The sequence below is a fragment of the Bradyrhizobium sp. 41S5 genome, from assembly GCF_011516665.3.
Lineage (GTDB): Bacteria > Pseudomonadota > Alphaproteobacteria > Rhizobiales > Xanthobacteraceae > Bradyrhizobium > Bradyrhizobium quebecense.
Window position 1 is genome coordinate 6,832,991 of the sequence record NZ_CP083721.1, and the last position, 19,628, is coordinate 6,852,618.

The following is a 19,628-nucleotide window of genomic DNA, read 5'->3' on the forward strand; positions in this document are numbered from 1 at the left end:
GAATATGGCGGCAAAGAACGAAAGGGCCGCGATTGAGCCGCTCGCTCCCGCCGCACCGGAAGCACCCGGCCTGACGCTTAGCGCTCGGTTCGAAGAGGCAACCCTGCGCCTGGCCCGCCTGATTGGCCGTCAGATAGCCCGCGAGGAGTTCGAGCGGCGACAACGCAACGGAAAAAAAGCGAAAGAAGCAGCTGAAATTATGAAGCGCGGAAAGTCGCCATGACAATCGATAGCAGTTGACGCGAGTCCGCATTATACGTACAATGCGGACTTGATCAATTACCCAAGTGGGATACCCCGTCATGGTTCAGACGAGCGCCTTGGAATTCCAACGCAAATTCGGCGAGTTTCAGCACCAAGCTCAGCGAGAACCGGTCGAGATTACCCGCCATGGCCGGCGGGAATTCGTGCTGATGTCAGCCGAGCATTATGACTGGCTAACGGCGGCTGCCAAGCGCACCTACCGAACGGTCGATGCGACCCAGGTAGTGATCGACGCTGTTGAACGGGCCGAGATGGACCCTGAACATGCAGCGCTCAACGAACTGCTCAAGTGAGCCGGCCAAGTGGCCTTTCCTGAGCCTAAGCCGGGCTTCGTCGTCCGCTATGATTATCTTTGGACCCATGAAGCGGCGACCGGACGTGATCAGGGAAAGGACCGTCCGGCTTGTCTCGTCGCCGCGAGCGACAGCCAGATAAGGCCACGTTTTGTGGTCCTGTTGCCGATCACCCATACACCGCCCGATGGCGACACGATCGGGATTGAGATTCCGGCAAAGGTCAAACAAGCAATCGGCCTCGACGATGTACGAAGCTGGGTTATCGTATCCGAGCACAACATTGATGAATGGCCGAACGCCGGTCTTTCACCGGTTCCGGGGAAGCCGGGCGTGTTCGGCTATGGCTTTATTCCACCCGGCCTGTTCGCCCAGATCAAAACTAGATTCCTCGAGTTGGCACGACAGAACAAGAGCGGTGCAGTGCGCCGCTAATTGCTTAGGGATGTAAGGGAAGTCTCCGATGACCCGCGTTGCCTTGTATGCCCGCTATTCCTCTGACAATCAGCGCGATGCGTCGATCGAAGACCAGTTGCGCATCTGCCGGGAGAAGGCCGAGCGCGAGAAGTGGACGATCGTCAGCACTTACAAGGATGCGGGAATTTCCGGCGCCAGCATGATTTTGCGACCGGGCATCCAGACGCTCTTGCAGGATGCTCAGCGCCAACAATTCGACGTCGTATTGGCGGAAGCGCTAGATCGCATCAGTCGCGATCAGGCGGATGTCGCCACGCTGTTCAAGCATCTCCGCTTTGCCGGTGTGCCGATCATTACGCTGGCTGAGGGCGAAATCAGCGAGCTGCACGTTGGGCTCAATGGTACCATGAACGCCCTTTTCCTGAAGGACCTTGCAGCGAAAACACATCGCGGCCTACGTGATCGCGTCGAGGACGGCAAGTCCGGCGGTGGCCTTTGCTACGGCTATCGCGTCGTCAAAAAGCTAGATGAGCGCGGCGATCTAATCCGCGGCGATCGCGAGATCGATGAAGCGCAGGCAATTGTTGCTCGTCGTATTTTTAGGGAGTTTGCATCAGGCATCAGCCCGCGCGCGATCGCGAGAGCGCTAAATGCTGAAGGTATCGTCGGTCCCGATGGGAATTTATGGAATGACTCGACGATCCGCGGACACGTAAAGCGCGGCACCGGCCTCATCAACAATGAGTTCTATGTCGGCCGGCTGATCTGGAACCGGCAGCGTTACATCAAAGACCCGAGCACTGGACGGCGGGTGTCGCGCATGAACGCGGAATCGGAGTGGATCGTCGCCGAGGTTCCGGAACTGAGGATTATCGACGATGAACTCTGGAAAGCGGTAAAGACGCGTCAGGGCGAAATTGCCGACAAATATGTCAATGTCACCGAAGCTATACGAGAGGCGCAATCGAATCGATTGAACGGCTTGCGCCGGCCGAAGGCGCTGATTTCCGGGTTGATCCATTGCGGCGTTTGCGGTGGTCCCTGCTCCCTGCGCGGTCAGGATCGGTATGCCTGTTCAGCCCGTGTTACCAATGGCTCCTGCGCGAACACCCGCACGATCACACGGAGTGACCTTGAGCAGCGCGTACTTGCCGGGCTCAAGGATCGGATGATGGCGCCGGAGATGGCCGCCGAGGCAATGCGCGCTTACGCCGAGGAAACGAACCGGCTCAACCGCGAACGCCGCGCCAGCGGCGAAGGCCACCGCTCGGAGTTGGCGAAGATCCACCGCACCTTGAAGCAAATGCTGAGTGCGATTGAAGAAGGCGGACACACCCGCGGCATGACCGAACGTATGCGCGAATTAGAGGCCCGCGAGGACGTGCTCAAGGCACTTCTAGCCCAGGAACCAGCGGACATTCCGGACATCCACCCGAACGTGTCCGGCATCTATCGGAAGAAGGTCGAGCGGCTGACGGAAGCGCTCAACACCCCCAAGGATCGCAATGAGGCGGCGGAAGCGATCCGGGCGCTGGTTGAAAAGATTACGCTGCGCCCTGGTCCGAACCGCGGCGAAATCGACGCCACCCCACACGGCGAATTGGGCACGATCCTTGGATGGATCGAAGCACAAGCCGTTGGAAAGGCTCGGAAACGCGAAACTCCCGCAGCTTTCGCTACGGGAGTGTCGGTATCGGTGGTTGCGGGGAGGCGCAACCACCGATACCGACATTCGCTGGTGGCAGCGATCCAACCAAGGCGTCCCCGCCAAGGCGCTCTGTCCACGCCACCGTTCGTCCCACGAAAGGCTGTTCCGGATGACCAAGAAAACCTATTCGATTGACGCTGTTTTCTTGACGGGCAGACTGCATACGGAGTTTGTGTCGATGCCCGCATCTGTGCACTGCGACTGTCCCTGGTCACCAAAGGTATCGTAGACACCTCTTCGACGCGCATGCTGCGATTCAGCCGCCCTTCCTGCCGTCCCTTCCGAACTGCCTCAGGAATGCCGCCAAATCTTTGATCTCCTGCTCGCTCTTGATGCCGGAGAACGACATCTTCGTTCCTGCAATCTTCGCCTTGGGATCCCTGATATACTCGGCGAACGTGGCCTCATCCCAGGCAATACCGGAGTTCTTGTTCGGCTCCGAGTAGTTGTAGCCCTCGACGGCGCCCGACTTCCGGCCAAACAATCCGTTGAGGATCGGTCCGACGGCGTTTTTTTCGCAGACTCACCGACCTGATGGCAGGCGCGGCACTTGTTGAAGGCCTTTTCGCCGGCCGCAACATCCTGCGCCCTGGCGGCCGATATTGATCCGGCAAGAACGGCGACAATTAACCCCGCGCGCAGCATCATGAATTCCCTCATCCCTCGAAGGCTTTTTTGCGAGCCGTCAGGCAGGTCATTGATCTGCTTCAGTCGACCTTCGGTCCTGACTTTCCGTCGGGCGTCACATCGATCGAGATCGCCTTGCCGGTGACGTGAGGAACGTCGCGGCAATTGCTCATGCAGGGATCCTTGTTCCAGAACCTCTTCTCGGACGCCTCGCGGTCATCATCAAAGAATGCATCTGCGTTCGGCATCTTGATCGAAGTGAAGTTCTTGTCGCTGAGCTCGAAGTTCTCGTCCTTGACGATGTCGTTGAGATTGAGAAGGAACGCCACCAGCGCATAGGCTTCGTCGTCGGTGAGCGAGCGCGCATTGCCGTAGGGCATCGCGCGCTTGATGTAGTCATACACGGTGGAAAGGTCAGGCCAGAACGAGCCGATCGTCTTGTCGGGGCGGTCCGCCTTCAAGGTGCCTTGTCCGCCGGCCAGCACCGGCCAGCGGCCCGCGCCCTGACCGAACTCGCCGTGGCACGACGCGCAGCGTTCCTGAAACAGGTCATCGCCCTGCTTGACCGTGCCTCGCCCGACCGGCAGCCCGCGGCCGTCAGGACGCACGTCGGTATCCCAGGCCGCGATTTCCTCGGGCAGAGCCTGCCGTCCCAATCCCATCTTCGCGGTCGGCTTGGCCGTGCTCGTGCTGCTATGCGGACTTTCGCCCGAAACTGCACTGACGGTGCCGCAGCCGAGTACGCCGGCAACGACCCCCGCCGCGAAGAGCCTAGACAAGCTCGACATTCTCGGTCTCTCCGTTGCCATGCACCAGCCAGGTCTGAATGCCGTTGTTGTGATAGATCGAATTGACGCCGCGGACCTTGCGCAGTTCGTCCTTGGTCGGCTGCACATAATTGGTCGAGTCCATGGCGCGCGACTGCACCATCAACTCCTCACCGTTCCAGTCGAAATCGACATAGAATCGCGTCAGCGACTTATCGAGCACCGGACCGTCGATCCGCGCCGTCCGCCAGTTACGGCCGCCATCGAGCGAGACGTCGACGCGCTTGACGGTGCCGCGGCCGGACCAGGCGAAGCCGCTCAGCACGTTGCGGCCCCGGTATTTGAGCGGAGCCTGCGGCGAGGGATTGGTCACCACCGACTTCGCGTCCATGATGAACGTATGCTTGCGCGAGCGGCCATCGGCCAGAAGATCGGTGTATTTCGAGGTCTCCTCGCGGGTCTGCCACGGCTGGTCGCCGACCTCGATCCGGCGCAGCCACTTGACCCAGAGATTGCCTTCCCAGCCCGGAATCACCGCGCGCAGCGGATAGCCCTGCTCCGGACGCAGCGCCTCGCCGTTCATCGCGAAGGCAAGCAGCACATCATCCAGCCCCTTCTCGATCGGCAGCGAGCGGTTCATGCCGGAGGCGTCGCCGCCTTCGAGCATCAACCATTTGGCGTTGGGACGCAGGCCTGCCTCGTCGAGCACCACCTTCAGCGGCACACCGGTGTACATCACGTTGTGGACCATGCCGTGCGTGAACTGGCAGCCGTTCAACTGCGCGCCGCGCCATTCCATTCCCGAATTGGCCGCACATTCGAGGAAATGGATGCGGTTGGTGCGCGGCATCCGCTTGATGTCGTCCATAGTGAAGACCAGCGGCTTCTCCACCAAGCCATTGATCATCAGCCGATGCTTGGCAGGATCGATCTCGGCGACGCCGCCGTGGTGGCGTTCGAAGCAAAGGCCTGACGGCGTGATGATGCCGTCCAGTTCGTGTAACGGCGTGAAGTTGACCGACGATTCGGCCGACGCCGTGAGCCAGGACACGTCGCGCCTGATCACGTTCTTCTCGAACTTCGATGGCGATCCGTAAGGACGCCTGTCGACGCCGTCGCCGAGATAGCGTTGCCAATCCTGCACTTCAGTAATAAGCGGGTCGGGCTTGGCCGCTTCCGCGGCCAGCACTTGCGGCGATATCGCAATTCCCGCGCCGGCAAGACCGGCTGCGGACAGGAAGCGGCGGCGGTTGACGAGATCACGCATGGCGCTCACTTGCCTCGTTGATGTCTTCGGGTTTCATCCATTTGGATATGTGAATGTATTAGTCGCAACTGTGCGCATCGCGGCTCCTCGCATTCAGGCTCCCGTGACGCGCACGGCCGAGTTGGGAGAGATGTTGACGGTCCCGACCTTCGCGAGATGCGAGGCGACCACGTCCCAAATCGGCGGTCCCTGCGTATCCTGATTGATGCTCGCCCATCCGGCGACCGAATAGGTCTTCGCGGCGTCGATCGGTTGTCCGGACTTCAAATGTGTCATCTGTGAAATCCGCGATCCCATCGGCCTCGAAATGTCGATCGCGTAACCCATGCCGCCGACGCGGACCATGTCGCCGCCACCCTGAAAGTAAGGATCGGGATGGAAGATGTTGTCGGCGACGTCTTCCAGCGTTTCCTTCAACTGCGCACCCGTCATCTGGTTGCGATAGCAGTTCGGATAGGTGATCGCGGTGGCGTTGGTGATATGCTCCCAGGTGATGGTCTCGCCTGGCAGCAACGTGCCACCCCACCTGAAGCCGGGCGACAACGCGATCTCGACGTCGCGTTCGGAAAGCATTGCATCGCAGATCAGGTCATCGAACGTGCCGTTGAAATTGCCGCGCCGGTAGAGCAGCGTATCAGTCTTCCCCACCGGGCGAGCCAATTCTTTGGCGAAGGGCGCACGAACCGTCTCGACCAAAGCGGCCATTGCAGTATCGGGCGCAATGGCATCAGAGAACACGGGCATCAGCTTGAAGCGGACGCCGGCGACCTTCTTGTTCCTGATATCGAGATCGAGCCGCGACACGAATTTGCCATGCGAGCCGGTCGCGACCAGCACGGTATCGCCCAACTGGACCAGCCCCGGCATCGCGTCGTGGGTGTGCGCGGTCAGGATGACGTCGAGACCCTTGACCCGCGCCGCAAGCTTGCGATCGACATCGAAGCCGTTGTGGGACAGCAGTACGACCACGGACGCACCGTCCGCCCGCGCCTCATCGACCTGCTTCTGCAGGTCCTCCTCGCGGATTCCGAATTCCCATTTCGGAAACATCCAGCGCGGATTGGCGACTGCGGTCCGGGGCAACGCCTGTCCGATCACGGCGACCTTGGCGCCGCCGCGCTCGAACATCTTGCGCGCCTCAAACACCGGCTCCTGCCATTCGTTGTCGCGGACATTCTGCGCCAGAAAGGCAAACGGCGCTTTTTGGGCGATCTCGCTGACCCGCTCGGCGCCGTAGGTGAACTCCCAATGCCCGACCATGGCGTCGACCTTGAGCGTGGACATCACGTCGACCATGTCCTGCGCCTTGGTCTGTAGCGAGGTCCAACTGCCCTGCCAACTGTCGCCGCCGTCGAGCAGCAGCACGTTGCTCTCGCCACGCTCGGCCCGCACTGCCGCGACCAGCGCGGCGATGCGATCCATCCCCCCCATTCGTCCATAATTGCTTGCGAGCGAGACGAAATCGTCCGATGTCAGGGCAAACGCATCGGGCGAGCCGGCCGCGATGCCAAAGTACTTCCGGAATTCGGCGTCGGTGATGTGCGGCGGCAGGCTCCTCGCTTCGCCGACGCCGAGATTAACGGACGGCTCGCGGAATTGTATCGGCATCAATTGCGCGTGGGTGTCGGCGAGATAGAGAATAGTCAGCGTTCCCAGCGGATCGAAGCGAAGGATGTCCGACTGCGTCAGGCGTTGCTGCGCCGCGACCCGGCCGAGGGGACCGAGGCCAGTACCGACCAGCAGCGCGGAGGCAGCGGCCGTCGCCTGAAGGAATTCGCGCTTCGAAATCATCGTCATTTCCGCCTGGCTGCGAGGGGTCGCAATCGTCAAACTCGCCGCGCCCTCGGTCAGGTCACCGTGAGCTTGTTCTTCGTGACGTATTTGGAGCCGTCGTCATCATTCCAGGTGAAGGTGAACTCGCCGCTCTCGACCGCCTTGAAGAAAAACGACTGGTAGGGATTGGCCGAGATAGACGGAAACCACTCGGCCTCGAACACGGGCTTGCCGTTGAAAGCAGCCGTGAAGCGATTAATGATCTTGCGCGCGATGATCTGGCCGGAGGCGTCCTTACGCTGACCCGACTCCATCTCGTGGGCGATCAGGGACTTGATCTCGATGATCTCGCCGGCCTTGGCCTGGGCCGGCAGTCGCACTTTCGGAATCGGCGTCACGGGCATCTGGTATCTCCAAATCTAGAAGCATGAAAGACGGTGCGCACGGGCGGTCAGCCGCCACAGCCGCCGATCGTCACCTTGATGGCGGCGCTGGTCCTGTGGAGATTGCCGTTCGACATTTCGGCGATGCAGATCACGTTCTGCGTCTGGGCAAGGCGCATACGCGTCGACGCTGCGGCCTTGCCGCAGGCCGGCGTGAACTTGTAGCTGACGACGTTGGGCAGCGGATTTCCGTCCGCGAAGATGTGGACGGCCTTGACGTAGTCGGCGTCCGTCATCGGGCTCTCGACCTCGACGGTGATCGGAACGACGAGTCCGTTCTCGGCGATCTCAGGGACGTCGAGCTTCACCTTGCCGCTCTCGAGCTTCTTGTCGCCATAGAGCTTGGCGATCGCCGCGGACACCTCGTCGGCAGTCGCTTCCGCGCGCCCCGACGTGACGACCAGCGCCAAGCCGGCAAGTGCTGCGAGCCGCAGCAACTCGCGGCGCGAATGATCCGTCGACGTCACGTCCATGGCCAACCTCCATCGGGTTTCCTCACCAGGGTGTCTACGCACCCCAGACGATAGTTTCGCTTGACGGGCGTCGCAGCGATCCATCATTATTCTTACATATCATGATATTGTTTTTTTTGAATGTAAAGTCCGATTCGTAACGAGCACAGAGAACAAGGTCGCAGAGACGGCCGAAAATGGAGTAATATCAAATGCTTAACCCCGCTCTTCGGATTGCGGTTGGTCTGGCACTGTTGCTTGCGGCCGGATGGAGTGAGGCCAGTCGGGCGCAAGACGCCGCCGAGAAAGAGATCGAACGCTACCGGGCGATGATCTCCGATCCGATGTCGAATCCCGGCTATCTCGCGGTCGATCGCGGCGAGGTTCTCTGGCAGGAGAAGCGCGGCACCAAGAACGTCTCGCTCGAGCGCTGCGATCTCGGGCTCGGCGCCGGCAAGCTCGAAGGAGCCTTCGCGGAATTGCCGCGCTACTTCGCCGATAGTGATCGCGTGATGGATCTCGAGCAGCGCTTGCTGTGGTGCATGCAGAACCTGCAGGGGCTCGACACTACGGATATCGTGGCGCGTCGCTTCGCGGGGCCCGGAAAACCGTCCGACATGGAGGACCTTGTTGCGTTCATCGCCAACAGGTCCAACGGCAAGAAGATCGACATTCCGCTGTCGCATCCGAAGGAGAAGGAGGCTGCGATGGTCGGTGAAGAGATGTTCTACCGACGCGGCGGCGTGAATGATTTCTCCTGCGCGACCTGCCACGCCGACGAAGGCAAGCGCATCCGCCTCCAGGGTTTGCCGAATTTCTCCAAGCCCGGGCGGCCGGCGCAGGAGACAATGGGAGGGTGGCCCACCTACCGCGTGTCGCAGGGCGCGCTGCGAACGATGCAGCATCGCCTGTGGGACTGCTACCGGCAGCAGCGCTGGCCCGTTCCGGAATATGCCTCCGACGGACTGACCGCGCTCACGGTGTTCCTACAAAAGCAGGCCGCAGGCGCCGAAATCAATGTCCCGTCGATCAAACGCTGAGGAACCGGCAATGACCTCGCTTCGAATTGTCGCCGCTGCGCTGCTCGGCATCACGGCCTCTGCCGCACAGATCGGCTGCGCCACCGCCCAAACCCCGGCGAAAGCCGCCCCTGATTTCGTCGACAAATATCTGATGTCCACCTTTGGCAAGGCGTCGCCCGAGTGGCAGGCACGCATCAAGCCCGACGAGACGCTCGAAACCTGCAACAAATATCGCAATGATGTGCCTGCGGTCGAAGCCGAACGGATCATTGCCCGCGAGACGGCCAAGGTCGTCTATCCCGCCGACGGCGAGCTGCTCGGCAACTGGAAGGAAGGCGCCAAGGTCGCGAACGACGGACGTGGCGGACAGTTTTCCGATCCGCCGGGACTTGCGAGCGGCGGCAATTGCTACGCCTGCCATCAGATGGAATCGTCCGAGCTCAGCTACGGCACGCTGGGTCCGAGTCTGACCAACTACGGCAAGGATCGAAAATACGATCCCGAAGAGGTCAAGCGAGCCTACGCAAAGGTCTACGACTCGCAGGCGTTCGCGGCCTGCTCGATCATGCCGCGATTTGGCGCCAACAAGGTCCTGACCGAGACTCAGATCAAGGACATCATCGCTTTCCTGTTCGATCCGCAATCCCCGCTCAACAAGTAAACGCGGCAGGCGCCGCGCTTCGCTGGAAAAGAAGCATCATGGATCGACGCCGGCTGATCGGGCGGGCCATTTCATGGCTGGCGGGCGGCGCCCTCCCCGGCGTCGCCGTTGCGCAGGCGGCAAAGGGCCTCGACGACAAGCCATTCGCCGAACACCGGCTCGCGTTGCAGCTCTCCGATTCGGATTCAAGGAAGCAGCGGCTGGTGCTGAGCGTCGCCAGCAACCTGCTGAAGTTCTACGGCCCGGACAAGATCGCGGTCGAGGTCGTGGCCTTCGGGCCGGGGATCGATCTCCTCAAGGAGGATAACGAGTATCGCGTGCTCGTCGACAGCCTTGTCGTCCAGGGCGTCCGGTTCACCGTCTGCGGCAACACGCTCGACACCATCGCGCGCGAAATCGGACAGCGCCCGCGCATCAATCCGCGTGCCATCGAGGTCGAAGCGGGTGTCGCCGAACTGCTGTCCCTGGTCGAGGGCGGCTACACGATCGTTCGACCGTAACATGGAGGAGCAAGATGGGGTCTTTGCGAAGGATGATGATGGCGGCGCTGATCTCAGGCGTCGCGCTGCTGGCGGCGACGACCGCAAGCTTCGCCGCAGATGCTGCAAAGGAGCATCGCGTGGCGATCCAGGTCGACCAGGACGATCCCGCGATCATGAACCTCGTACTCAACAATGCGTCGAACATCCTAGAGTACTACAGCGAGAAGGGAGAAACCATCGAGGTGGACGTGGTCGCCTACGGTCCCGGCCTGCACATGTTCCGCGCGGATACCTCGCCGGTGCGGGACCGCATCCGGCAAATCACCGACGCAGCCTTTCCCTCGAGCATCCAGTTTTCCGCATGCAACATCACCAAGCAGGGAATGGAACGGCGCGAGGGTAAATCGATCAGCCTGATCTCGCAGGCGACGCTGGTCCCTTCCGGCGCGGTCCACCTGATCGAGCGGCAGGAACAGGGCTGGAGCTACCTCAGGCCGTGATCACGACCCGCCGCGGCTGAACAGCCGGTAGAAGTTGCGCTGGATCAGCGTCCGCGGCGAGTCATCCACCAGGATCGCGATGCCGAGCCGGGCGCCGACGATCATCCCCGCAACCGCAATCGGCCATGAGAGCGCGAGCATCGATCCTGCGGTGATGCCCTGGCCGATCGTGCAGCCGCCTGCGAGAACTCCTCCCACCCCCATCAGCGCGGCGCCACATAGATGACGGCGCATCTCGCGGTCGTCGTCAAAGGCCTCCCAGCGGAACTGACCGGAGGTCAGCGCCGCGAGGCAGGCGCCGACCACGATGCCGACCACGCTGCCGACGCCGAAATCGGCGAGCACGGTCGCGCTCATCAGCCCGGCATAGACGGTCTTTCCCACCGTCGACACGAAGGTGAGGCTTTGCGGTCGTGCGGGACCCGAGAAATCGTCATGTAGAACGGTGGTAGCAATCCAGCTCGCCGTCACCAGGAGCCCGAGCACCAGCCCGGCCGCGAGAAGCCGCGGTGTCCGCCGTAGCCGCAGGTCGCCGAGAGCGAGAACACAAAGCCCAAGGCCGATCACCCCGACGATCAGGGGCCGGGTCTCGAAGCCGGCGACGCGCGATGACAGCGCGGCGATGTCCATCCCGCTTTCGGGAAGGCTGATGGCGAACCGCTCGAGAAATCCGATGCGAAGATCGACCAGCAGCCCGCGCAGCACGGCATAGGCGGCCGCGCCGAGAACAAACACGACGAACAGGCTGCGCAAGTCACCGGTGCCGAGCCGGACCAGCGACCCCATGCCACAAGTCCCGACCAGCGCCATGCCGATGCCAAAGGCGACACTGCCGATCGCGATCGACAACAACGGAAGCGCACCCGGCGTATAGCTCGTCTCCGCCGGATTGAGCGCGCCGCCCAGCACAAGCGCCTGCGTGCCGAGAAGCGCGATGCCGAGCGCCAGGCCGAACACCCGAAGGCGGCGGCTGTCGCCACCCATCAGGAAATCCTCGATCGCCCCGAATGTGCACAGCTTCGCGCGCTGAATGGCGAAGCCAAGCGCCATCCCGATCGCAAGTCCGCTCAGTGCCTGCATCCAGGCAGACATATTCTGCACGGATTCCTCCCTCCCGAGGGCGATCGGGGCGCACACCGGCGCTGCCCGGCCTTATTTCTTCTGATGATCGGGCGTCGTCGCGCAGAAGATGTCGTAAACCACGGCGATCACCCGACGCACATCGTCGTTGGCGAGGCTGTAGTAGATCGTCTTGCCGTCGCGGCGGGTGTCGACCATGCCGTCATAGCGCAGTCGCGCGAGCTGTTGCGATACCGCGGACTGCCGAAGCGACAGGATGTTTTCCAGCTCGGTCACCGAACGCTCGCGTTCGGCCAGCAGGCACAGAAGCAGCAGCCGGCTCTCATGCGACAGCGCCTTGAGGAAGTTGCTCGCCTTCCGCGCCTTGCGCATCAACTGGTCGAGCTCGGGCGAATATTCCGCCCCGTCCCGCAGTTCGGTTTCGATATCGGATGAGAGGATCGCGTTCATCGGTTCTCGTCGCGCGGATCGGAAAACAGGCTGGGCCGTCGGCCCGACAATTATATATACACGAATTCAGATATAAGAAACAGTTCCAACATCCACGGTCCCGGCCGGCTTGGGCGCAGCCGTCTCCTGTCCCATCGCCGACGTCAGGAATTCCTCAGTTCTGCTCGCAGCGACGGAGCCCCCCTCGGCTGGCGGTTTCACCATTGCGTTGATCAGCCTGAACACGATCAATGCAAGCCGGTTACCGGACCTGACATCCGGCTGACATGAGGGGAGTCCTTCATGCATCAGTTCCTGAATGCTGCGCTCCCCTATGTCCCGCGTTGGGTCGACTATCAGATGCAGCACCTCATGCAGCCGGGCTGTGTCGTCGCCCTGGCGCATAGGGGCGAGGTGGTGCTGGAGCAGGCATTCGGCGTTGCGAATCTTGCGACCGGCGACATACTGACCCGCGCCACCGCTTCCGAGCAGCCTCGCATTCCAAGACCTTCGCCGCCGCGGGGATCCTGAAGCTGAAGGACAGGGGCCTGCTCCGCCTCGACGACACCGTCCGCAACTTCGTAGACCGCATCACGACGTGGCTTGCGTTACTATCCACCAGCTTCTGCCACATAGCGCCGGACTTGTTCGCGACGGCGCTGATGCAGGTCAGTTCGCCAATCGCCGTCCCGCCCACCGTCCTACCCGTGGCCGGAATTGACGCACAATTCCCTGCTTCAGGGTATCAAGGACGAAGCCTCGGGCGCCGATCATCAACCCTGCTGGCCTTCGAAATCGCTCGCTCCAGCGAATTCGGCGGCAGCACCTCGACCTCGAAATTGATGTTGGTATCGTTCTTCAGCCGGCGCTTGACCTGCTTAGCCAGCTCGATGTCGAATTCCGCCAAATTGTCGGTCTTGGCAGCCGGATCGCGTTCGACCCGCACGGTCGCCGTGTCCAGCGCGCCGTTGCGTTCGAGTAGAATCTTGAACTCGATCCCCGTGCCCCGCACCGACAGCAGGGAGCGCTGGACCTGACTCGGATAGACGTTGGCGCCGCGAATCAGGAGCATGTCGTCCAGGCGGCCGTACACACCCATCGGGAGGCGCGGATAAGTGCGGCCGCAGCCGCACGGCGCGTGCGTCATGTGCGACTCATCGCCAGAGTAGAAGCGGATCATTGGCTGCGACTGCCGCCGCAGATGCGTGTAGACGACTGCCCCGCTCTCCCCGTCTGGAAGTGCGTGGTTGGGATTGTCCTTCGCGACGATCTCGGTCCAGACCTCATCCTGCATCACATGGACGCCCTGGCCCATCTCGCATTCCGCGTTGGTACCCCACGGCGTCATCTCCGACGTCGTTGCCATGTCGCGCACGACGATGCCCCATCCGCTCTCGAGAGCCTGCCGCGTACCGGGGATCGATGAGCCCGGCTCACCGATGAAGATTCCGAGACGCAACGGCGAGGCTGCGGGATCGAGCCCCATCGACCTCGCCACCTCCAGCATGTGCAACGCGTAGCTCGGCGTCGTGATGAGCACGGTCGACTTGACCCGCCACATCAGCTCGATCTGCCGCTCGGTTTCGCCCGCGCCGATCGGGAAGGCCGTTGCGCCGAGCCGCTCGATGCCGAGCAGCGAGCCCCAGCCCCCCATGAACAGGCTGAAGACCGTCGCGAGTTGCACCACGTCGCCCGGGCGCACACCGCAGGTGAAGAACGCCTGCGCCATCACATCGGAGATGTAGTCCCAGTCGCTGCGCGAGATCGCGTAAAGGGTCGGCTTTCCGCTGGTTCCCAACGACCCATGTACGCGGCAGACATCGACGGGGCCAGCACCGAGATAACTGCCGAATGGCGGATGCTCGGCCTGGTCGTCGCGAAGCATCTGCTTGGTGATGATGGGCACGCGCTGCGTGAAGGCGACGATCGAGTTGACCTGATCGGGGTGAAAGCCGGCCCGATCGTAGTGTCGGCGGTAGAACGGCAGATGCTCATAGGCATAGCGCAACTGCTGCTGCATCAAGCCGAGCACCTCCGCCTCGCGCACCGCGCGCGCACGGGTCTCCTTGTCGGCACTCCAAAAGGCTCGCTGCTCTACCATGCGTCACCCTCCCTATTAACTAAACGATTGTTTAGCTACGTTCCAGTCTAACGTCAATACGTCGATCCCACGCGGCGGAAACGATCATTTATCGCGGAGTTCTCCGCGAATTATCGATCTCGATGACTTGCGTATTGTGGGCAGTGTCACTTGGTGCTAAACGGTCGTTTAGTTATCTGGAGAGAGCTTTTGGCTGCCACCCTTGCAAAGCAGCAGGCGAACCGCTGGCCGGCGCTGCTGGAAGCCGCAGCGACGCTTTTCGCCGAGCGCGGCTATCACGCAACGACTATCCGCGACGTTGCCGAGGCGGCCGGCGTGACGCCGGGCGCGCTTTATTTCCATGTGCCGACGAAGCAGGCGCTGCTGGTCGCGGCCTACACCGAAGGCGTTGACCGCATCGTTCGCCATGTCGACAATCTGGTCGATCAGGAAACCGAGCCGGTGCGGCGTTTCAGGCGCGCGATCGAGGCGCATCTCGAAGCGATCCTCGATGCCAGCGCGTTCGCTCGCGTCATCGTCCGGGTCCTACCGGACGACGTCCCGGAAGCTGCGGCCGAGCTGCGCGCCCAGCGCGATCGCTACGAGACGCGTTTCCGCTCGCTGATCAGCGCGCTCGGCCTGCCCAGCAGCCGCTCGCCGACCTTGCTAAGGATGCTGCTGCTGGGCGCCCTCAACGCGACGCCGATCTGGTACCGGCGACCGAGCGGGAGCCTGGACGCGATCGTCGACGAATTCGTCGCTGTGTTCGGCATCGCTCCGTCCGGCGCCGAGACCAAACCCCGACGCAGGCCAAAATGATGATGAAAGTCGACGCATTGCCGCTTCGTGTTCTCGTGACAAAGATCGGCCTCGACGGCCACGACCGCGGCAGCCGCATCGTCGCCGCCTATCTTCGCGACGCTGGCATGGAGGTGATCTACACCCCGCCGTGGCAGACCATTTCGGGTGTGGTGAAACTCGCGACCGAAGAGGATGTCGACGTCATCGGCATCAGCTCGCTGGCGACCGATCACCTGATCGTGCCGAAGATGATGGATGCGCTGCGGGCGGCGGGGCTCGGCCATGTCCGCGTCATCATTGGCGGCATTGTGCCTGACGAGGAGAAAGCTGCGCTGCTCGGCGCCGGCGTCAGCCGGATTTTCGGGCCCGGCTCGGGGCGCGAAGAGATCGTTGATTGCGTCACCGCACTCGGCGGGCAATCGCGCACGGCGCGTAACGACGAGTTCTCGGAGGCGCCCCTATGACCAAGACGGCGATCCAGCTTCCGCTCCCCGGCTTCGAACAGACACAAGGCGAGTGGCGCACGCAATATTCCCGCCAGATCGGTGACGAGAAAGCGATCCGCAACCGCTCGGGAATCGATATCCAGCCGCTGTATTCGCCACGCGACTGGACCGGCGAACGGTATCTTGCGGATGTCGGCTTTCCGGGCCAGTTTCCGTTCACGCGCGGCATCTATCCTACGATGCATCGCGGCCGGACCTGGACGCAGCGTCAACTGATCGGCCTCGGCACACCGGAGGACTACAACAAGCGGGTACGGCGCATCATCGGTGCTGGCGCCACCGCAATCAGCCTGTTGCCGTGTTGTTCGGGATTTCGTGGCGTCGATTGCGACGAGGTCGAGCCGGTGCTGCTCGGCACCTGCGGCACCGTGATCAACACCACCGACCATATGGACAACGCACTGGATGGCGTTCCAATCGAGGAAATCTCGACGGCGATGAACGACCCCTCGCCCTTCACGCTGCTTGCCTTTACGCTCGGCGTGGCCCGGCGGCGCGGCATCGACTGGCGCTCGGTGACGGGGACCTCGAACCAGAGTGACTACATTTCGCACTTCATCGCCAATCACCAATTCTACCGCCTGTCATTGCCGGGATCGCGGCGTGTGCTGCTCGACCATATCGAATTTTGCCGGCGTCACGCTCCGAACTGGAATCCGGTCTCGGTCGTCGGCCAGCATATGCAGCAGGCTGGCGCGACGCCTGCCGAGACCATGGGCTTCACGCTCTCCACGGCGATCCAGTATGCCGACGATTGCAAGGCCCGCGGCATGGACATCGACGACGTGCTGCGGCGCTTCACCTTCTTCTTCGACATCTCGATCTCGCTGTTCGAGGAGGTCGCGAAATTCCGTGCCGGCCGGCGCATCTGGGCCAGGATCGCGCGGGACAGGCTCGGGGCAAAGGACCCTGCATGCTGGCGGTTCAAATTCCACGGCCAGACCTCCGGCGTCGACCTGACCCAACAGCAGCCGCTCAACAACATCGCACGGGTCTCGATCCAGGCCATCGCCGGGATTCTGAGCGGGCTGCAATCGCTGCATACGGACGCCTATGACGAGGCGATCGCCTGCCCAAGCGAGGAAACTGCGCGCGTTGCGGTGGCCACGCAGAACATACTGCGCGACGAGGCCAGGCTCTGCGACGTCATCGATCCCTTGGGCGGCTCGTATTACGTCGAGCGCCTGACCGACCAGATGGAGGCGGAGATCGAAGGCGTGATTGCAAAGATCGACGCGGCCGGCGGCATGTACAAGGCCGCGGAGGCGGGCCTGGTCCAGACCATGATCGGCGAATCGGCTCTTGCGTTCCAGGAGCAGGTCGACGCCGGCGCACGCAGGATCGTCGGAGTCAATTGCTACCAGATCGATGAGGATCCCACGATCCCTCCGGCCGAGCGGCCGGACCCCGACGCGATGCTCCGGCATGTCGAACGCTTCAAGGCATTCAAGCAGGAGCGCAGCCAGCGCGAGGTCGCCAGCGCGCTCGACGCACTGGCGCGCGCCGCCAACAGCACGGACGAGAACGTGTTTGAAAAAGTGGTGGAAGCGACCGGAGTGGGCGTTACGCATGGCGAGGTGGTGAGTTGCCTGCGTCGCGAGCTCGGCTTCGGACATCCCTTGATCGTTGCCTGAGCGATGACCTCGGATTCCATCGCAACGTCACTCCTGGTACGGCTTCGGGCCGGCGATGCCAGGGCCATCGCACGCGCCATCACGATCGCCGAAGCAGGTGGCGCCGCCGCCGCCAGCCTGCACCGCGCGGTGCTGCCGCAGACGGGGAGCGCGCTCACAGTCGGCTTCACCGGGCCGCCCGGTGCCGGAAAGTCGACACTGATCGACGCGTTCGTTGCCGAGTTGCGCAGGAGAGGACAGACGGTCGCCGTTGCGGCGGTTGATCCGTCGAGCCCGCTTTCAGGGGGCGCGGTACTCGGCGACAGGGTGCGGATGGGGCGGCACACCGAAGACGCCGGCGTGTTCATCCGTTCGATTGCCTCGCGCGGCCATCTCGGCGGGTTGACCGACAGCATTCAGCCGATCGTCGACATCCTCGATTTCGCAGGCCGTGACGTGATCTTGATCGAGACCGTTGGAGCTGGGCAGTCCGAGGTCGAGATCGTCGAGGTTGCCGATGTCCGAGTCGTCGTGAACGCTCCGGGCCTCGGCGATGACGTCCAGGCGATCAAGGCCGGGATACTGGAGATCGCCAATGTCCTCGTCGTCAATAAGGCCGATCTGCCGCTGGCCGCGCGCAGTGTCCGGCAGCTCCGCAGCATGTTGAGCCTGCGCCGCGAGACCGACAGGAATGTGCCGGTCATCGAGACCGTGGCAAGCTCCGGCCAGGGCGTCGTCGAGCTGGTTGAAGCGGTCTTCAATGTCGCGCCGCGAACGCCCGCCGAGCGCCAGGCGCGCCGTCGCGCCCGCGTCCATCGTCTCCTCGCGGAGACCGCCGCGGCCGAGGTCCGACACTCTATCCTGGAACGGAGCGACGAACCATTCCTGAACATGCTGCGGCAGGTCGAGGTGGGCGAACTTTCGATCACCGCGGCGACGCGCGCGGCGCTGGGCCCGTATCACGAGGCGCGTGACCGCGTCTCCAACCCGCACACGGGCCACAGCAGACGCGATGAACCCGTTACCTGACGATCCAAAGCAACTGGCAGAGCATTGCGCCGCCTTCATGCTCTCCGGCGACGCACCCGCCAAGGCGTTCGGCTTCACGCTTCGCCGGGCCGGCCCCGGCGAAGCCGAGCTCGAGATGACGATCTCTCAGGCCGGCCTGAACGCGTTCGGAACATGTCATGGCGGCGTCCTGTTCACCCTGGCCGATACGGCATTCTCGATCGCCTGCAACAGCCACGGCCGGCCGTCGGTTGCGCAGCAATGCAGCATCACGTTCGTCCGCCCTGCACGCCCCGGCGATCGCCTGATTGCGCACGTCCGGGAGCGCTGCCGCACGGGTCGCACGGCGATCTATGACTGCAGCCTCACCAATGCGACGAACGGCAAGATCGTGGCGGAATTCCGCGGCCATTCCCGGACCATCGCCGACGCGATGCCCGCTCACGCCGAATCGCTCCCGGCGCGATGATCCGGCATCGGCTGTCGTGCTGCGGCAATCAGCCAGCTCACGCGAACTATCGCCATCAAGCGTGAGTTCGGGGACGCCGAGCCATCAATGCCGGCATTCGCCGGTGGCGACCGGGAGCGCGCCCCAGACGTTGTCATCGCGTGTGTCGCCCTGCCCCCTCGGGGCGGATATTGCCATTCTCACCGGAATCTGCTTCGACAGCGACCACAGGCTGCTCGAACCAGCCGGCCAGTATTTTGACAAGGAGCTTGATCAGGCATGCCGTCACCCGTGCGTTCCGGCGACCGATCTCGTCGGCAGGCGGAGGCGCGCCGACCAAAGAGATCGCTCGCGGGCACTGTGCGCAAGGCCGCCGGCGACAAGGATCCCGCAGCAGCCGCGACAAAGTCCGAGCGATCGCGAGACCTGATCTTGCAATCCGCAGCACAACTGTTTCGGCGCCAAGGATTTTCGGCCACGACACTGCGCCAGATCGCCGCGAGGGCAAAAATAAAGGCCGGGAGCATCTACTACCATTTTGATTCCAAGGAAGAGATCCTTGGCGAGGTTCTGGATCGTGGCCTGCGTCACGTCTTCGAAACCGTAAAGAATGCAGTCGAGCGGGCCGGCAAAGTCTCGCACCGGCGCAGGATCGGCCTCGCGATCGAGGCCCACCTTGTCGCACTGCTCGAGACCAGCGACTTCACGTCAGCCAACATCCGCATCTATGGTCAATTGCCGGAGCATTTGAAGAAGCCGCATCGGCCGTTGCGGCGCGCCTACGCCGAATATTGGGACAAGCTCTTCATCGAGGCGCGGCGCGCCGGCGAGATCCGGGCGGATATGGAGGTGGTGCCGTTGCGCATGTTCGTGATCGGCTCCCTCAACTGGACGAGCGAATGGTTCAGGCTGGAAAACCGCGATGCGGTCCTTGAACTGGCGCACCGCACGGAGCTGCTGATCTTCGAGGGCGTTCGCACCTCCTGA

At 62.6% G+C, this 19,628-nt stretch carries 22 protein-coding genes and 2 pseudogenes; 15 read left to right on the forward strand and 9 right to left on the reverse strand.

Annotated elements, in window-relative coordinates:
• Nucleotides 1-4 precede the first annotated feature (4 nt).
• The 4 genes from HAP47_RS32815 to HAP47_RS32830 all read left to right on the forward strand — a co-directional run bounded on the left by HAP47_RS32815 (nucleotide 5) and on the right by HAP47_RS32830 (nucleotide 2,817).
• Entirely contained in the window at nucleotides 5-223 is a 219-nt protein-coding gene (locus HAP47_RS32815) for a hypothetical protein (RefSeq protein ID WP_173641018.1), read from the forward strand.
• A 79-nt stretch (nucleotides 224-302) separates the two neighbouring features.
• On the forward strand, nucleotides 303-557 hold the full coding sequence (locus HAP47_RS32820) for a type II toxin-antitoxin system prevent-host-death family antitoxin (protein ID WP_079570258.1): 255 nt from the start codon (nucleotides 303-305) through the stop codon (nucleotides 555-557).
• A 9-nt stretch (nucleotides 558-566) separates the two neighbouring features.
• Nucleotides 567-992 (forward strand): hypothetical protein, encoded by a 426-nt coding sequence (locus HAP47_RS32825; protein ID WP_173641017.1) that lies wholly within the window; start codon nucleotides 567-569, stop codon nucleotides 990-992.
• A gap of 28 nt (nucleotides 993-1,020) precedes the next feature.
• Nucleotides 1,021-2,817, forward strand: coding sequence for a recombinase family protein (locus tag HAP47_RS32830; protein ID WP_173641016.1), 1,797 nt, complete (start codon nucleotides 1,021-1,023; stop codon nucleotides 2,815-2,817).
• 121 nt (nucleotides 2,818-2,938) lie between these two features.
• Here the strand turns inward: HAP47_RS32830 and HAP47_RS32835 are convergent.
• The 6 genes and pseudogenes from HAP47_RS32835 to soxY form a co-directional block, all read right to left on the reverse strand.
• Nucleotides 2,939-3,330: pseudogene (locus HAP47_RS32835) on the reverse strand (c-type cytochrome).
• 59 nt (nucleotides 3,331-3,389) lie between these two features.
• On the reverse strand, nucleotides 3,390-4,097 hold the full coding sequence (locus HAP47_RS32840) for a c-type cytochrome (protein WP_173641015.1): 708 nt from the start codon (nucleotides 4,095-4,097) through the stop codon (nucleotides 3,390-3,392).
• Nucleotides 4,081-5,343 carry a sulfite dehydrogenase gene (gene soxC / locus HAP47_RS32845; RefSeq protein ID WP_173641014.1) on the reverse strand — a complete coding sequence of 421 codons (1,263 nt, stop codon included), beginning with the start codon at nucleotides 5,341-5,343 and terminating at the stop codon, nucleotides 4,081-4,083. Before soxC ends, HAP47_RS32840 begins: the two co-directional genes overlap by 17 nt.
• A gap of 93 nt (nucleotides 5,344-5,436) precedes the next feature.
• Nucleotides 5,437-7,134 carry a thiosulfohydrolase SoxB gene (gene soxB / locus HAP47_RS32850; protein ID WP_173641013.1) on the reverse strand — a complete coding sequence of 566 codons (1,698 nt, stop codon included), beginning with the start codon at nucleotides 7,132-7,134 and terminating at the stop codon, nucleotides 5,437-5,439.
• 56 nt (nucleotides 7,135-7,190) lie between these two features.
• A complete protein-coding gene (gene soxZ, locus HAP47_RS32855; protein WP_173641012.1) occupies nucleotides 7,191-7,520 on the reverse strand; it encodes a thiosulfate oxidation carrier complex protein SoxZ in 330 nt (109 codons plus the stop codon).
• Nucleotides 7,521-7,567: 47 nt separating this feature from the next.
• Nucleotides 7,568-8,032: a thiosulfate oxidation carrier protein SoxY gene (gene soxY, locus HAP47_RS32860; protein ID WP_173641011.1), complete on the reverse strand. Its 465-nt coding sequence runs from the start codon at nucleotides 8,030-8,032 to the stop codon at nucleotides 7,568-7,570.
• A gap of 191 nt (nucleotides 8,033-8,223) precedes the next feature.
• Here soxY and soxA point away from each other — a divergent pair, with 191 nt between their 5' ends.
• The 4 genes from soxA to HAP47_RS32880 are packed head-to-tail and all read left to right on the forward strand — an operon-like array spanning nucleotide 8,224 to nucleotide 10,676.
• A complete protein-coding gene (gene soxA, locus HAP47_RS32865; RefSeq protein ID WP_173641010.1) occupies nucleotides 8,224-9,051 on the forward strand; it encodes a sulfur oxidation c-type cytochrome SoxA in 828 nt (275 codons plus the stop codon).
• Nucleotides 9,052-9,061: 10 nt separating this feature from the next.
• The gene (soxX, locus tag HAP47_RS32870) at nucleotides 9,062-9,694 is read left to right on the forward strand and encodes a sulfur oxidation c-type cytochrome SoxX (RefSeq protein WP_231168529.1); all 633 of its coding nucleotides are present in this window, start codon (nucleotides 9,062-9,064) and stop codon (nucleotides 9,692-9,694) included.
• 38 nt (nucleotides 9,695-9,732) lie between these two features.
• Entirely contained in the window at nucleotides 9,733-10,194 is a 462-nt protein-coding gene (locus HAP47_RS32875; protein WP_173641008.1) for a DsrE family protein, read from the forward strand.
• A gap of 38 nt (nucleotides 10,195-10,232) precedes the next feature.
• Nucleotides 10,233-10,676 (forward strand): DsrE family protein, encoded by a 444-nt coding sequence (locus HAP47_RS32880; protein ID WP_231168531.1) that lies wholly within the window; start codon nucleotides 10,233-10,235, stop codon nucleotides 10,674-10,676.
• Here the strand turns inward: HAP47_RS32880 and HAP47_RS32885 are convergent, their stop codons facing one another.
• Nucleotides 10,677-11,777, reverse strand: a complete 1,101-nt coding sequence (locus HAP47_RS32885; RefSeq protein WP_173641007.1) for a YeeE/YedE family protein — start codon at nucleotides 11,775-11,777, stop codon at nucleotides 10,677-10,679.
• 51 nt (nucleotides 11,778-11,828) lie between these two features.
• Nucleotides 11,829-12,206, reverse strand: a complete 378-nt coding sequence (locus HAP47_RS32890) for an ArsR/SmtB family transcription factor (protein WP_173641006.1) — start codon at nucleotides 12,204-12,206, stop codon at nucleotides 11,829-11,831.
• 410 nt (nucleotides 12,207-12,616) lie between these two features.
• Between HAP47_RS32890 and HAP47_RS41680 the strand changes: the two are divergent.
• Nucleotides 12,617-12,709 (forward strand): annotated as a pseudogene (locus HAP47_RS41680) (hypothetical protein); the annotation flags it as partial.
• A 221-nt stretch (nucleotides 12,710-12,930) separates the two neighbouring features.
• On the opposite strand, the gene HAP47_RS32900 reads toward HAP47_RS41680, so the two are convergent.
• Complete coding sequence (locus HAP47_RS32900) at nucleotides 12,931-14,286, reverse strand: phenylacetate--CoA ligase family protein (protein WP_173641005.1); 1,356 nt, start codon at nucleotides 14,284-14,286, stop codon at nucleotides 12,931-12,933.
• A gap of 189 nt (nucleotides 14,287-14,475) precedes the next feature.
• Here HAP47_RS32900 and HAP47_RS32905 point away from each other — a divergent pair, with 189 nt between their 5' ends.
• The 6 genes from HAP47_RS32905 (at nucleotide 14,476) to HAP47_RS32930 (ending at nucleotide 19,628) form a co-directional block, all read left to right on the forward strand.
• Nucleotides 14,476-15,084 (forward strand): TetR/AcrR family transcriptional regulator, encoded by a 609-nt coding sequence (locus HAP47_RS32905; protein ID WP_173641004.1) that lies wholly within the window; start codon nucleotides 14,476-14,478, stop codon nucleotides 15,082-15,084.
• Nucleotides 15,081-15,530, forward strand: coding sequence for a cobalamin B12-binding domain-containing protein (locus HAP47_RS32910; protein ID WP_305879364.1), 450 nt, complete (start codon nucleotides 15,081-15,083; stop codon nucleotides 15,528-15,530). Before HAP47_RS32905 ends, HAP47_RS32910 begins: the two co-directional genes overlap by 4 nt.
• Nucleotides 15,527-17,206, forward strand: a complete 1,680-nt coding sequence (locus tag HAP47_RS32915) for an acyl-CoA mutase large subunit family protein (RefSeq protein WP_173641003.1) — start codon at nucleotides 15,527-15,529, stop codon at nucleotides 17,204-17,206. Before HAP47_RS32910 ends, HAP47_RS32915 begins: the two co-directional genes overlap by 4 nt.
• 3 nt (nucleotides 17,207-17,209) lie before the next feature.
• Nucleotides 17,210-18,214, forward strand: a complete 1,005-nt coding sequence (meaB, locus tag HAP47_RS32920; RefSeq protein ID WP_173641002.1) for a methylmalonyl Co-A mutase-associated GTPase MeaB — start codon at nucleotides 17,210-17,212, stop codon at nucleotides 18,212-18,214.
• A gap of 37 nt (nucleotides 18,215-18,251) precedes the next feature.
• A complete protein-coding gene (gene paaI / locus HAP47_RS32925; protein ID WP_231168533.1) occupies nucleotides 18,252-18,662 on the forward strand; it encodes a hydroxyphenylacetyl-CoA thioesterase PaaI in 411 nt (136 codons plus the stop codon).
• Between the two features lie 411 nt (nucleotides 18,663-19,073).
• Entirely contained in the window at nucleotides 19,074-19,628 is a 555-nt protein-coding gene (locus HAP47_RS32930) for a TetR/AcrR family transcriptional regulator (RefSeq protein WP_173641000.1), read from the forward strand.

Excerpts from the sequence above, each read along its gene's own strand:
- HAP47_RS32830 (WP_173641016.1), top strand. The coding sequence starts at position 1,021 with ATGACCCGCGTTGCCTTGTATGCCCGCTATTCCTCTGACAATCAGCGC.
- paaI (WP_231168533.1), top strand. The coding sequence starts at position 18,252 with ATGCTCTCCGGCGACGCACCCGCCAAGGCGTTCGGCTTCACGCTTCGC.
- HAP47_RS32915 (WP_173641003.1), top strand. The coding sequence starts at position 15,527 with ATGACCAAGACGGCGATCCAGCTTCCGCTCCCCGGCTTCGAACAGACA.
- HAP47_RS32875 (WP_173641008.1), top strand. The coding sequence starts at position 9,733 with ATGGATCGACGCCGGCTGATCGGGCGGGCCATTTCATGGCTGGCGGGC.
- soxA (WP_173641010.1), top strand. The coding sequence starts at position 8,224 with ATGCTTAACCCCGCTCTTCGGATTGCGGTTGGTCTGGCACTGTTGCTT.
- soxB (WP_173641013.1), bottom strand. The coding sequence starts at position 7,134 with ATGATTTCGAAGCGCGAATTCCTTCAGGCGACGGCCGCTGCCTCCGCG.
- HAP47_RS32820 (WP_079570258.1), top strand. The coding sequence starts at position 303 with ATGGTTCAGACGAGCGCCTTGGAATTCCAACGCAAATTCGGCGAGTTT.
- soxY (WP_173641011.1), bottom strand. The coding sequence starts at position 8,032 with ATGGACGTGACGTCGACGGATCATTCGCGCCGCGAGTTGCTGCGGCTC.
- soxC (WP_173641014.1), bottom strand. The coding sequence starts at position 5,343 with ATGCGTGATCTCGTCAACCGCCGCCGCTTCCTGTCCGCAGCCGGTCTT.
- meaB (WP_173641002.1), top strand. The coding sequence starts at position 17,210 with ATGACCTCGGATTCCATCGCAACGTCACTCCTGGTACGGCTTCGGGCC.
- HAP47_RS32890 (WP_173641006.1), bottom strand. The coding sequence starts at position 12,206 with ATGAACGCGATCCTCTCATCCGATATCGAAACCGAACTGCGGGACGGG.
- HAP47_RS32815 (WP_173641018.1), top strand. The coding sequence starts at position 5 with ATGGCGGCAAAGAACGAAAGGGCCGCGATTGAGCCGCTCGCTCCCGCC.
- soxX (WP_231168529.1), top strand. The coding sequence starts at position 9,062 with ATGACCTCGCTTCGAATTGTCGCCGCTGCGCTGCTCGGCATCACGGCC.
- HAP47_RS32900 (WP_173641005.1), bottom strand. The coding sequence starts at position 14,286 with ATGGTAGAGCAGCGAGCCTTTTGGAGTGCCGACAAGGAGACCCGTGCG.
- soxZ (WP_173641012.1), bottom strand. The coding sequence starts at position 7,520 with ATGCCCGTGACGCCGATTCCGAAAGTGCGACTGCCGGCCCAGGCCAAG.
- HAP47_RS32910 (WP_305879364.1), top strand. The coding sequence starts at position 15,081 with ATGATGATGAAAGTCGACGCATTGCCGCTTCGTGTTCTCGTGACAAAG.
- HAP47_RS32880 (WP_231168531.1), top strand. The coding sequence starts at position 10,233 with ATGGCGGCGCTGATCTCAGGCGTCGCGCTGCTGGCGGCGACGACCGCA.
- HAP47_RS32840 (WP_173641015.1), bottom strand. The coding sequence starts at position 4,097 with ATGTCGAGCTTGTCTAGGCTCTTCGCGGCGGGGGTCGTTGCCGGCGTA.